This is a genomic window from Gluconobacter cadivus, from assembly GCF_015244745.1.
Classification (GTDB): domain Bacteria; phylum Pseudomonadota; class Alphaproteobacteria; order Acetobacterales; family Acetobacteraceae; genus Gluconobacter; species Gluconobacter cadivus.
In genome coordinates this window covers 177,394-190,646 of sequence record NZ_JABCQI010000007.1, presented here as the reverse complement: position 1 = coordinate 190,646, position 13,253 = coordinate 177,394, and the positions used below count along the sequence as shown (strand labels likewise).

At 56.5% G+C, this 13,253-nt stretch carries 9 protein-coding genes; 6 read left to right on the top strand and 3 right to left on the bottom strand.

The features are described 5' to 3' along the window. Position 1: 1 nt before the first annotated feature. Together HKD28_RS11430 and HKD28_RS11425 are read left to right on the top strand one after the other, a co-directional pair. Positions 2–1,288 carry an MFS transporter gene (locus tag HKD28_RS11430; RefSeq protein ID WP_194268220.1) on the top strand — a complete coding sequence of 429 codons (1,287 nt, stop codon included), beginning with the start codon at positions 2–4 and terminating at the stop codon, positions 1,286–1,288. A 27-nt stretch (positions 1,289–1,315) separates the two neighbouring features. Then, the gene (locus HKD28_RS11425; RefSeq protein ID WP_207728973.1) at positions 1,316–2,452 is read left to right on the top strand and encodes a M20 family metallopeptidase; all 1,137 of its coding nucleotides are present in this window, start codon (positions 1,316–1,318) and stop codon (positions 2,450–2,452) included. On the opposite strand, the gene HKD28_RS15590 is transcribed toward HKD28_RS11425, so the two are convergent. Further along, positions 2,449–2,850: a hypothetical protein gene (locus tag HKD28_RS15590; protein WP_207728972.1), complete on the bottom strand. Its 402-nt coding sequence runs from the start codon at positions 2,848–2,850 to the stop codon at positions 2,449–2,451. The genes HKD28_RS11425 and HKD28_RS15590 overlap by 4 nt on opposite strands. On the opposite strand from HKD28_RS15590, the gene HKD28_RS11420 reads away from it, so the two are divergent. The 4 genes from HKD28_RS11420 (at position 2,837) to HKD28_RS11405 (ending at position 10,949) form a co-directional block, all read left to right on the top strand. Continuing rightward, positions 2,837–5,614, top strand: a complete 2,778-nt coding sequence (locus tag HKD28_RS11420; RefSeq protein ID WP_207728971.1) for a TonB-dependent receptor plug domain-containing protein — start codon at positions 2,837–2,839, stop codon at positions 5,612–5,614. The two genes, HKD28_RS15590 and HKD28_RS11420, sit on opposite strands and share 14 nt — an antisense overlap. A 156-nt stretch (positions 5,615–5,770) precedes the next feature. Next, positions 5,771–8,155 carry a zinc-dependent metalloprotease gene (locus HKD28_RS11415; protein WP_207728970.1) on the top strand — a complete coding sequence of 795 codons (2,385 nt, stop codon included), beginning with the start codon at positions 5,771–5,773 and terminating at the stop codon, positions 8,153–8,155. 52 nt (positions 8,156–8,207) lie between these two features. Continuing rightward, positions 8,208–9,971 carry an amidohydrolase family protein gene (locus HKD28_RS11410; protein ID WP_194268218.1) on the top strand — a complete coding sequence of 588 codons (1,764 nt, stop codon included), beginning with the start codon at positions 8,208–8,210 and terminating at the stop codon, positions 9,969–9,971. Between the two features lie 66 nt (positions 9,972–10,037). After that, positions 10,038–10,949: a LysR family transcriptional regulator gene (locus HKD28_RS11405; RefSeq protein WP_194268217.1), complete on the top strand. Its 912-nt coding sequence runs from the start codon at positions 10,038–10,040 to the stop codon at positions 10,947–10,949. 52 nt (positions 10,950–11,001) lie between these two features. Here the strand turns inward: HKD28_RS11405 and HKD28_RS11400 are convergent, their stop codons facing one another. Both HKD28_RS11400 and HKD28_RS11395 read right to left on the bottom strand, forming a co-directional pair. After that, positions 11,002–12,030 (bottom strand): methionine synthase, encoded by a 1,029-nt coding sequence (locus tag HKD28_RS11400; RefSeq protein WP_194262467.1) that lies wholly within the window; start codon positions 12,028–12,030, stop codon positions 11,002–11,004. Between the two features lie 30 nt (positions 12,031–12,060). Further along, complete coding sequence (locus HKD28_RS11395) at positions 12,061–13,044, bottom strand: DUF1852 domain-containing protein (RefSeq protein ID WP_194268216.1); 984 nt, start codon at positions 13,042–13,044, stop codon at positions 12,061–12,063. Positions 13,045–13,253: the final 209 nt, after the last annotated feature.

The window sequence follows — 13,253 nt, the reverse complement described above, 5'->3', positions numbered from 1 at the left end:
TATGACAGGCAGAAAAACCGCCCGAACGATCGCTGCCGCGACTGTCGGCAATGCGCTGGAGTTCTTCGACTTTACGGTCTTTACGGCGTATGCGGCCTATATCGGGGATTATTTCTTCGGCAGTACGGATGATTACGTCCGCGTTTTGCAGGCGGTTTCCGTGTTCGGTCTTGGTTTCGTCGCGCGGCCTCTGGGGGCTCTGCTGATCGGTTATTATGCCGATACGCGCGGGCGGAAAGCCGCCATGACCCTGACGCTGCTTTCGATGTGCGTCGGGTCTCTGCTGATTGCCATTCTGCCGGGCTACAAAGCGATCGGGATTGCCGCACCGGTCCTGCTTCTTGTGGCGCGGCTGCTTCAGGGGTTTTCGGTCGGCGGGGAGATGGGGCCTGCCACGGCGTTTCTGGTGGAGTCCGCACCCGATACGAAAACTTCGCGGCGGGCGGCGTCCTGGCAGCTTGCGAGCCAGTCCTTTGCGACCATCGCTTCCGGACTTCTGGGAGCCCTGCTCAGCCTTGTACTGACCCATCATGAGCTTGCCAGTTGGGGGTGGCGCATTCCGTTTGCGATCGGGGCCATGATTGGGCCGATCGGACTCTGGTTGCGTGGTGCGCTGGAGGAAACTCTTGTTCCCGAACCAGGGCAGCAGAAGACGCCTCATATTCTGTCCGTTTTCACCGGAATGCCTGTTGAGGTTCTGTCGGGCATGCTGATCACGGCGGGCGGAACCGTGCTTCAGTATTTCTTTCTCTACTGTGCGCTGTTTGCTGAGAAAAACCTGCATTTCCATGCGCTTCCGGCCCTATCAGTGAATATTGCGATCGGTGCCGGTACGGCATTCGGAGCAATTGCCAGTGGGTATCTGGTGTCAACATTTGGCCAGACCGCGATTGTCGTGACCTGTCGTGTCATTCTGGCCTGTACGATTGTTCCGGTTTTCATGCTGTTTTCTCATGGCGCAGGGTTTCCGGTCGTTTTTTCGCTTCTGGGATTTCTGGCCATTTTCCATGGCGCGGCCTCGGGAACGGGTACCGGTATTCTCACGCGGCTGTTTCCAATGCCTGTCAGAACCGTGGGTGTGGGCTGTGCCTATTCTCTGGCCGTGACTGTGTTTGGCGGTTCGGCTCAGCCCATTTTCACCGTGATTATCAACCGGACAGGCAGCTCTGTCTCATGGTGTTTTTATGTGGTGGTCATGGCCCTGCTGTCCACGGTTCCGTTCCTGTGGATGAGGAAGCGCCTGCGCGATAGGCCTGTCTCTTTGGCGACTGGCCTCAATACGCCCTGATTTTCCAGTTCTCTGAAAGTTTTCTTTATGAAGATGTCATCTGAAGACCTGTCGTCGTTTCTTGCGGAACTTAAAGAATGGGTCAGTATTGAGACGCCGACCACTAATCCTGACAAGGTAAACGAACTGGGGCGACTGATCATGTCCAGCGCCCGCGATGTCGGGTTGGCGGCTGAAATTCACAGCGGCAATATGGACACCCGTGGTGTTCCGCTAGGGGATCATTTCGTTCTTTTCGATCCCGAACGGATGTCGAATGAAAAAGGTATTCTGCTGCTCAGTCATATCGATACCGTCCATCCCATCGGTACTCTTGCCCATAATCTGCCTTGGAAACAGGAAGAAGACAGGCTGTACGGGCCGGGTATTGCTGACATGAAAGCGGGCGTTCTTCTGGGGTTCCGGGCGCTGGTCAGACTGTCCCGGCAATCGCCTTTGCCCATACGAATGTTGGTTGTGTCAGATGAGGAAATCGGCAGCCCGTCATCGCGTCAATTGATCGAAGAGGAAGCCTCCAAAGCCAGATATGTGCTGGTAACGGAACCGGGACGTCCTGGAAATGGCATCGTGAGCGGCCGAAAAGGCGTTGGGCGGTACTTCCTGTCATGTCATGGCCGTCCCGCTCATTCCGGGCGGGCGCATGCTGAAGGCCGCAGTGCAATCCGTGAACTGGCTCATCAGATTCTGGCGCTTGAAGCCATGACGGATGAAAGCCGGGGCATCACTGTCAATGTTGGTCTCATTTCCGGAGGCACAGGCGCCAATGTTGTGGCGGAGCATGCGTCTGCGGTCGTTGATCTGCGTGTTCCGGATGCCGCGACCGGCACAGAAATGAATGAGCGTATTCTGGGCCTCAAAGCGGTTGATCCGGATGTCGGTTTCGTTGTCGAAGGTGAGATCAACCGCCCTGGATATGTGAAAAGCGCTGGAATCGCCGCGCTGGTTGAAAAAGCGCAAGCCATTTCCATTGCGGACGGTCAGACACTCTTTGACCTGTCCACGGGTGGCGGCTCGGACGGAAATTTTTCGGCCGCAATGGGAGTTCCGACCCTTGATGCGCTCGGCATCGTGGGAGACGGGGCACACACCCTTCAGGAATATATAGAAATCTCCAGTATCCCTGTGAGATGGAACCTGCTGACCGAGTTGCTCCTACAGCTTTAAGGTTTTTCAGGCACCTGCCAGAATGTCTGGGAAACCTGCAGTCTGTGGGAAAAGACGTTCTGGTAGTGTTCTAAATAATACAAAGCGCAAATATCTGACAAATTTCTTGTTTCAATCGGGTAACTTTCGTAAAAGTTTTTTTCATAATACCACACAGGATGTCTTAGAATGGCACAAACAGAGTTTCCGCTGGGCCGCTTTTCCCGCTCTCTTCTGTCGACGTCGATCCTGTGTGTTTTTCCGATGACGGCTGTGTGTGCGGCTGATGTGAAAGATGCTGCAACGCCTTCAGCAGAAGTCAAAAAAAATTCCTCAGAACGTTCCGGTGTCGAACATAGATTATCTTCTGGAACCAGCGTAAAGGCTTCTGCAAAAAAGAAGGAATTGCAGAAAGTCACGTCTGTCAAAAGCAGTGCGGCGGAACAGGTGACGGTTACGGGGAGCCATATTGTCCGTAACGGCTTCAGTTCTCCAACGCCGGTGACAGTATTGGGACATGAGGATATCGCTGCCCAGGTTCCGGCAAATATCTCTGATCTGGTGAACCAGCTTCCTGCGGTGACGCAGGGAAGTACGTCTGCGACCAGTTCGGGCTTTCTGTCTTCGGGGCTGGCCGGGATCAACTCCGTCAATCTTCGCGGTCTGGGGGCCAACCGGACGCTGATCCTTATTGATGGTCAGCGGTCGGTGCCGTCGTCCATCACGGGGCTGGTGGACGTCAACACCATTCCGCAGAACCTTGTCGAACGTGTGGAAGTTGTGACAGGGGGCGCTTCCGCGCAGTATGGTTCCGATGCGGTGGGCGGTGTCGTCAATTTTGTTCTGAACAAGAAGTTCTCGGGCGTGAAGCTCTCGGCCAATACCGGTTTTACGACTTATGCGGATGATCCGAATTACACGCTCAACGCAACCATGGGAAAGACTTTCCTGAACGGGAAGCTCCATGTGCTGCTGGATGCGCAGTATTACCAGCAGTTCGGTGTGGATACGATTGATCGTTCTTGGAACGACAGCGGATATTTCCAGATCAACAACCCGGCCTATACCGCAACCAATGGTCAGCCACAGCGGCTTGTGGGGTCAGGATTTGGTCCCTCGACCTATACGTCGGGTGGTCTGATCAGTTCGGGGCCGCTTGCAGGAACATATTTTGGAGCACCGGGGCAGACCGGGCAGCTCAAATATGGTGTGAGAAGTGCGGCTTCGAGCCCTTACATGATTGGTGGGGATACGGAGGAGACGCTGAAAGGGCATGTGGGGACCAACTCGCTGACCCCGAGCGAGGAGCGCATCAGCGTCTTTAACCGCACGTCCTACGACATCAGCGAGCATACCGAAATCTTCGGCCAGTTTTCCTGGAACAAGTATATCGGGAGCAGCTATTACCAGCAGACTCCCAGTACTGGGGTTACGATTAATCGCGACAATGCCTATCTGAACCGCGATTATTCACAGGTCGCCAGCCAGATGGCTGCTGCCGGTCTGAATTCGTTCAATATGGGAACGAGCAATGCGGGCTTTCCGGTGCCGGGAAGCGATGTAAGCCGTCAGGTGTTTCGTTATGTCGGCGGGATGAACGGGAAGTTCAAGTTTGCGGGAAATAACTGGCACTGGGACTGGTATTACCAGTATGGCCGGACTCTTGATGATATCCGGCTGAAGAATACTTGGAATGTGTCGCGGATGGCTCTGGCACAGGATGCCGTGATGCATAACGGCCAGATCATGTGCCGTTCGACGATCAGCAATCCCGGCAATGGTTGTGTGCCGATTGACCGTCTTGACACGAGCGGGCCGTCTGCCGCCGCGCTGAATTATATTTATGGTGGCCAGACGGGACAGCCAGCGCGTGAGCAGGTGCTTCAGCAGCATGTCGCCTCCTTCGATATCGGGGGGGACATGTTCCATCTGCCGGGCGGAAATGCAGCCATTGCCATGGGGGGCGACTGGCGGCGTGAGTCGGTGTCGGGCTATGTGAACTCCGCCTATCAGTCAGGCTGGCAGTACGGGAACTTCCTGGCCAACAAAGGCTCCTATAACGTCAAGGAAGGCTATGTGGAGCTTGATCTGCCGGTTCTGAAGGGCGTCGATATCAATGGTGCCGGGCGTTATACGGATTATTCCACATCCGGAAGCGTCGAGACCTGGAAGACGGGTGCGACTTATGCGCCTATTCAGGACATCAAGTTTCGTGGGACGTACAGCCATGATATCCGCGCGCCCAATCTGAACGAGCTTTATGCTGCGGGAACATCGCTGAACAATACCGTGGTTCTGCCGGCGAATTCGCCCGATCCGGGTTCACAGCCGTTCACGCAGATCCGGACTGGCAACACCAGTCTTTCACCGGAAACCTCTAACACCTGGACGGTAGGAACGGTTCTCAGTCCGCGTTTCCTGCCCGGTTTTATGGCGTCGGTTGATTATTACAGCATCAATATCAGCAATGCGATCGGGACCGTCACCGGGCAGAACGCTGTTGATTTCTGCTATTCCGGCGGAACGGCCTGGTGCAACAACATCCATTATTCGAATGGCGTGTTGCAGAGCATTCTGTTGCAACCGTTCAACTTTGCCAGCCAGAAGGAGCGAGGGCTTGATATCGAGGCGAGCTACAGGTTTCGCCTTGCGAAAATCTGGAAGAAGCTGCCGGGGACATTCTCGGTCCATGGCGAAATCACGCACTACATCTCCAATACGGTTGATAACAACGTCTATCCGATCAACTATGCTGGCGTGAATGGCGGTAGTCTGTCGGGCGATTACAGCGCGCCGAAATGGAATTACCGGATCAGCTCTTTCTACAAGGTAGACAACTATACGTTCAATCTTGTGGCGCGTGGTTTCAGCTCAGGTGTTTATGGCAACGACTATGTCCAGTGCACCACGAACTGCCCGGTTTCGACGCCGCAGCATCGGACGATCAACAACAACCACATCAAGGGTGCTGTCTATTTCGATACGTCCATCGCCTATGATTTCACGGCCTATAACCACCCTGTCAGAGCAACGTTCGTCATGAACAACATGCTCAATTCGAAACCGGTTCTGATCGGGAGCGGGCCTGACGGAAACAACGTGCCTGCCTATGCCCAGACCAATGAGTCCCTCTACAATTATCTGGGAAGGGTTTTCCGCGTCGCCGTTACTGCGAATTTCTGAAAATAATCCCCTCTCTGGAGAATGCAGGAAGCCTTCATGTTTTCTTTGAAATGTCTTCGACAGTCACGAAATCTCCGTTTCCTGCTTCTCGTCAGTACCATTGCAACCGCAAGTTCTGGCATTGGATCGTGGGCATATGCTCAGGATGCGAAAGAGGTGCCACTGCTGACGGTCCGTGTCGATGCCCATAACGGAAAAACGCTGGTTTCGCTTCCTGCACCGGACAGCGACGGGCTGTATGGACGCTATCTTTATGCCAGTGCGCTGCGGACAGGGATCGGGTCGGCTAATATCCGGCTGGATCACGGGATGCTCGGACCGACGCATATTCTGGCTTTTCGCCGGATCGGCTCGCGGGTTGCGGTAATTTTTGAAAATCCGAAATTCATGTCTCAGGGGGATGCGGAGGTTCGGGAAGGGGTCAGGCGGAGTTTTCCGTTCAGTGTGATTGCGATGCTGGATATCGTTTCGGTCGATCAGGCCGGGCATACGGTGGTCGATCTTACCCCTTTTTATACCCATGACACGATGGCCATTGCCGAAACGCTTAATGGCGGAGGGATGAAGCTGCCGGATACGGTTGAGGCCGGGGGGAAGGGATTTCATCAGCTTGCCGCCCTCAGTCAGGTGGACTCAGCCAGCGTCAAGGCTTTTCCGGATAATATCGAGGCGGAATCCGTTCTGACCTTTGCGTCCGACAGTCCGGGAAAGGAAGTCAGCCAGCTTTCCCCAGATCCGCATCAGATCAGCTTCATTGTCCATCATTCGCTCGTGCGTCTTCCGGGGCCGGGATATGTGCCGCGCAGGCTGGATATCCGCTCGGGCAGTCATGGGACGGCGGTTTATGATTTCGGGGCACCGTTGGGGCAGAATGTTCTGATCGAGTATGCCAACCGTTTCCGTCTGGTCAAAACCGATCCGTCCGCAGCACGCTCGCGGGTTGTAAAACCGATTGTTTATTATATCGACAACGCCGCGCCCGAGCCTGTGCGGACCGCTCTGGCCGAGGGGGTCGCCTGGTGGAACAACGCGTTTGACGCTGCCGGGTATATTGATGCGTTTCAGGTGAAGATCCTGCCGCCGGGCGTCGATCCGCAGGATATCCGCTATAACATCGTCAACTGGAATGAACGTCAGACCCGAAGTTATTCTTACGGGATCAGTGTGATTGATCCGCGGACGGGCGAAGTGCTGCGCGGAAATGTGGTGCTGGAAGGACTTCGGCTTCGGCAGGATCTGATTATCTTCGAGGCGCTGGCGGGGACTGAGGACGAGAATACCGGCCGACCCGATGATCCTGTCCGGATTTCGCTGGACCGGCTGCGGCAGCTTGGCGTTCATGAGGTCGGCCATACGCTTGGCCTTGTGCATAATTTTTATGCCAGCACGCAAGACCGGGCCTCCGTCATGGATTATCCCGGCCCCCGGATTGGGATAACGGGAGATAAGCTCGATTTTTCCGATGCGTATGCGAAGGGTGTCGGCTCCTGGGACCGCTATGCCATCGACTGGTTGTACGGTCAGCCGAAGCCTGGCGAGGATCCGGAGAAGGCCGCGGCGCTCAAGGCCAAAGCGATCGAGGCGCAGGGCATGCGTTTCGGCACCGATATCGACGGCCGGGACAGCGATTCCGCACTCGCGGGCAACAATATGTGGACGGATGGCGGCGATACGCCGGACGATCTGCGGCAGATGCTGAAGGTGCGTGAGATCGCGCTGTCGCATTTTGGGCCTCATGTCCTGCATCCGGGAGAGCGGCTATCTGACCTGCGTCGCAAATTCGTTCCGCTCTGGCTGGTGCATCGTTATGACGTCGAAGCTGTCGGCAAGCTGATCGGCGGGCTGGATTACCGCTATGCCGTTGTTGACGGACAGAGTCCGCTGCCGGTGTCGGTGGATGCGAAGCGGCAGCATGCGGCGATGGATGTCCTGCTGGAGACGCTGTCTCCGAAGGTGTTGAGCGTTTCGCCCGCGCTGACGCTCATGCTGTCGTCTGGCGTGAATGGCAATTCTGATCCGCAATACGATACCGAAGTCTTTCGGATGGCTGGGTCTTCCACTTTCGATCCACTCAATGCGGCGGAGACGGCGGCCGAGATCACGCTACATTCCCTGCTCGGGCCGGGCCGTCTGGAGCGGATGGTTCTGCAAAATGCTCGCGATCCTGCGCTGCCCGGCCTTGGCGATCTGCTGAACAGGCTAACGGCTGATGTCGCGTCCCGGCACCAGACGGCTCTGGAGCGGCGGATTGCCTATCGGACCATTCTCAGCATGGCCCAGACGCGCGACGATCCGCATACCTCGCCGGATGTTGCGCTGGCTCTTTCCGGGGCTATCCGGCAGGCGGCCGGGAATTTCGCGGCGTTTAAAGGGCAGGGGGATGAAGCGGTCTGGTGTCAGGAAATGAGTGTCCTGCTGCATGATCAGGCACGTCTGGGGCGTGAGGCGTTAAAAACAACGCGGCCAGCCGCCAATATTCCGCCCGGAACACCCATCGGCGGGGGCGAAGGAGGGTGGCTTTCGGAAGACGCCCCGATTTGAAACCGGCCATTTCCGAGCCAGACTGAACGCCAAGGACTGAGAGACGCAGACGATGAAACGAACCCTGATGACCGCGAGCCTTGGAGCGGCGTTTCTGTGCGCTGCTGTTCCGGCGGCGATGGCGGAGACGACTGCAATCGTGGGAGGCGTCGTTTTTGACGGCACGGGCGCTCCGGCGGCGCGGAAGACCATTGTGATCCGTGATGGCAGGATTGCGGAGGTCGGAAAGGATATCGCCGTTCCTTCCAATGCGCATGTCATTGATGTGCACGGCATGGCTGTCACGCCGGGGCTTTTCGATCTTCATACGCACTGGACCGTGGCGGGGGACCCCACTGATTTTCCATCCATCGCCGCCGCCTATCTGCGTTCGGGTGTGACGACGGTCAGCGATTTCAACGAAGCGCCGGAAGCCTATGCGCCCTTGCGGGCATGGCTGGTGAAGCTTGATGCGCCGCATGTCAATTTTGCGGCCCGGATCAGCACGCCGGGTGGCCATGGTGCGGACTGGGCGGACCAGAACACGACGCGCTGGATCAGTTCTCCGGACAGCGCGAAAGCCGCGATTGACGCGGTGGTTGCTTATCATCCGGACCTGATCAAGATTTTCTCGGATGGCTGGCGCTATAACCGCATGCCCGACAACACCAGCATGAACGAAGCCACGCTGGCGGCGGCCGTGGCGGAGGCTCACGTCAAGGGTCTCAAAGTCATGACCCATACCCTGACCGTCGAACGGGGCCTGATTGCGGCGCGGGCAAAGGTTGATTCGCTGGCGCACGGTCTTCAGGACCGGGTGCTGACCGACGGCGAAGTCGGCGTTATCCGAGAGAGCGGGATGGGTGAGATCCCGACACTTTCGGTTTTCGATCCGGACAAATGGGTTCATTCTTCCGACCATAAGGTCGTTGCGAACAGTGTCCTGTTCGACAATGCACTGCGCAATGTCCGCAAGCTTTTCCGCGCGGGCGTCGTTATCGGCGTGGGAACGGATGCGGGAATGCCTGCGACGCCGCATGGTCTTTCAACGCTTCATGAGCTTGAACTTCTGGTCCGTGCCGGTCTGACGCCGGCGCAGGCCCTGACGGCTGCGACGCATTCCAGTGCGGTCCTGATCGGACAGGACAAGGACCGCGGTGTTATCGCACCGGGTCTGCGGGCGGATATGACGGTTTTTGATGGACGGCCCTGGAAGACGATTTCCGACATTCATCATGTGGCAATGACCATGGTGGATGGAAAGCCGCTCTACGGGCTCGAAGCTCCGCCTGCCGATGGACGGCCCGGATGGCCTGCGCCGATGCCTGCTGCGAAACTTGTGGATGATTTCGAGCGAACGGATGGGCGGTCCTCGTTGGATACGCTGCGGACCGACACGATGGATCGCGGACCGGACCGCACGGTCGAGGTCTCCGGAGTCATGCCGCGCGAGGCGGGCAAAGGGCATGTGCTGTTCATGACGGCGACCATGGCGCAGCAGAAGACGCCTTATGCGGGTGTTTCCGTGCCGCTTTCGACCGGCGCGATCCTGCCCGTGGATGTCTCGGCCTATCATGGGATTTCCGTTGAGGTGCGGGGATCGTCCTGCGATGCGCGCATGACGGCCAATGGAACGGTCGGAGCGTCCTGGAGCGCATCCCTGCCGATGTCTGGGCACTGGCAGACGATCCGGGTTCCGTTCACCAGTCTGGCAAGCGTGGACAATCCGCATCACAGGCCCTGGACAGGCCGGGACATCACCGATCTGGAGATCGGTCTATCCTGTGCTCCGGGAACGACCGCGTGGCTTCAGGCCGACACGCTTAAATTCTACTAGGCGCAGGGCTTCAGGAAGAACATTTCCCTGTCGGCATATGAATTTTGTGCATATGACTGACAGGGTATGGCCATTCTCGAACGCAATCATCTGACCATTATTCAGGAAGTCGCCCGGGAGGGATCGCTGACGGCGGCTGCGGCGCGACTGAACCTGACGCAGCCTGCTCTGAGCCATGCGGTCCGCAAGATCGAAATCCAGCTTGGCGTGAAGATCTGGCGCCGCGAGGGGCGGTCGCTGGTTCTGACGCAGGCCGGGCAGTGGCTGCTTTCGCTTGCGAACCGGCTCCTGCCACAGTTTTCTCTGGCTGAAGAGCGGCTGGAGCAGTTTGCCAATGGAGAGCGCGGTACGCTGAGGATCGGGATGGAATGCCATCCGTGTTATCAATGGCTGCTCAACGTTGTCTCGCCGTATCTGGAACGCTGGCCGCAAGTCGATGTGGACGTCAGACAGAAATTCCAGTTCGGGGGGATTGGGGCGCTGTTGGGCAACGAGATTGATATTCTCGTAACGCCGGATCCGCTCTACAAGCCGGAACTGAAGTTCACCCCCGTCTTTGACTATGAACTCGTTCTTGTTGTCGGAAGCGGCCACAGATTGCGCGATGTTCAATCCGTCACACCTGAGCAACTGGCGGATGAGATCCTCATCACTTACCCGGTGCCGACGGAACGACTGGATATTTACACGCAGTTTCTACAGCCCGCCGGGATTGCGCCGCGTCAGCAGAAGCAGATCGAAACGACGGATATCATGCTGGTGATGGTGGCGCATGGCCGGGGCGTGGCCGTTCTTCCCCGATGGCTGGTGGAGGAATACGCCACACGCTTTGATCTGCATGCCATCAGGATTGGCAAACATGGCATTGCAAAGCAGATTTTTCTGGGACGGCGCGAAACGGACGAGGACGTCCAGTATCTCACCAATTTCATAAAATTTGCGGCCAGTCCCGGGGATCAGGACGTTCTGATCCCGTAAAACAGGACGTGGAGTGGAGGCCGCTATGCCGACCTCCACTCCGTCAGACAGGTCAGCCCAGAAGTTCTTTCCGAACGATTGCAGCACCTGCGCTCAGGGCGTTTAGCTTTCCCGTTGCGACCTGGCGGGACAGCGGGGTCATTCCGCAGTTGGTCGACGGATACAGCTTGTCCGCATCGACGAACTGAAGGGCCTTTCGCAGCGTGTTGGCGACGTCTTCTGGTGTTTCAACGGTGCTGGTGGCTACGTCGATGGCGCCGACCATCACCTTCTTGCCGCGGATAAGTTCGATGAGATCCATCGGAACACGCGAATTCTGGCATTCCAGCGAGATCAGATCGATGTTCGACCGCTGCAGCTTGGGGAAAATCTCCTCGTACTGTCTCCACTCCGAGCCCAGAGTGTTCTTCCAGTCGATATTCGCCTTGATGCCGTATCCGTAGCAGATATGGACGGCGGTTTCGCATTTCAGGCCTTCAATGGCCTTTTCCAGCGTGGCGATGCCCCAGTCATTCACTTCGTCGAAGAAAACGTTGAAGGCAGGTTCATCGAACTGGATGATGTCCACGCCAGCCGCTTCAAGTTCACGGGCTTCCTGGTTCAGGATGCGGGCGAACTCCCAAGCCAGCTTTTCACGGCTCTTGTAATGGGCGTCATGCAGCGTATCGATCATGGTCATGGGGCCGGGGAGAGCCCACTTGATCGGCTTGTCCGTGAGCTTGCGCAGGAACTTGGCGTCTTCGACGAAGACGGGCTTTTCGCGCGACACGGCGCCCACGACGGACGGCACGCTTGCGTCGTAACGGTTGCGGATCTTGACCGTCTGGCGGTTCTCGAAATCGACGCCGCTCAGATGTTCGATGAACGTCGTGACGAAATGCTGGCGTGTCTGTTCGCCGTCACTGACGATATCAATGCCGGCACGGTTCTGGTTATCCAGCGTCAGGCGCAGGGCATCCTGCTTGCCTTCGACCAGTTCTTCACCCTGAAGTTTCCAGGGGGACCAGAGGGTTTCCGGCTTTGCGAGCCATGAAGGTTTCGGCAGGCTGCCAGCGGTCGAGGTCGGGAGAAGTGTTTTCATGATGATTGCGGCCTTGGTGTCTTTGATGGATCAGGCGGGAAACTGGGCAGACCACTGTCCCAGAATGTCCTGATACGGCTTGATGAAACGTTCTTCCGTGAACACGCCCTGTTCAACGGCCAGCCTGCTGCGCTCCTCACGATCGTAAACGATGCGGGTCAGCGAATAATCCTGATGCTTCAGGGTGGGCTGATAGCAGTCGGATGCCGGGGAATTGGCATTGTAGATTTCCGGCCGGTAGATTTTCTGGAAGGATTCCATCGTGCTGATCGTGCTGATCAGTTCCAGATCGGAATAGTCTGACAGAAGATCGCCGATGAAATAGAATGCCAGCGGCGCGGTGGCAAAAGCGGGCATGAAATACCGGACTTTCATGCCCATTTTCCCGAAATACTGATCGGTCAGGGAAAATTCGCGCTGTTCGTATTCGGTCCCCAGAACCGGGTGCTGGTTTTCGGTTCGGTGATAGGTTCTGTTGCTGGAAACGCTCAGGCAGATGACGGGTGCCTTGCCAAACAGGGCTTTGTAGTCAGCCGAATGGATCGCCGCCTTGAACAGATTGCCATGCAGATCGCCGTACTGATCGGGAACCTGAAACTCTGAACGGCCCTGATTGTGTTTCAGAAGCAGGACGCTGAAATCATAATCGCGAACATAGGACGAAAAACTGTTTCCCGAGAGGCCCGGGATCCGCTCGTTTTTAACCTTGTCGACAATGGTCGTGTTGAGAATTTCAATGAGCGGAAAGACGTCACGCTTTGCATCAGCATTGATGTTCATTTCGATGGAAATGATTTCAAGCTCAATGGAATAGCGATCTGCCTTGGGGTTGTCCCAATGCGCGAGGGAATTGAAGCGGTTATCGATCATCTGCAGAACTCTCTGCAGGTTTTCCCGCCGGTGTTCACCTCTGGCCAGATTGGCGAAATTGGTTGTCAGGCGTGTGTCGTCCGAAGGCGTATAGTCTTCGTCAAACCGGGTTTTTTTGATAGAGAACGTAAATTCGGCAGACATTCCTGTTTCACCTTGCTCGGGCAGAAATTCTCCAGATCATGATGGGATCTGTAGAGAATTTTACGTGTGTGCAGCTTCCAATCGGCAGTTTTCAGGCCGGTTATGTTGAGACGCGTTGGATGCTGTTATGCCCGAGAGGTTCAGTGAGCAAAAATGATTTTATTTCATTGTTCTATGAATTTAATTCATGGTTGGGTTTCGTGAGGGAG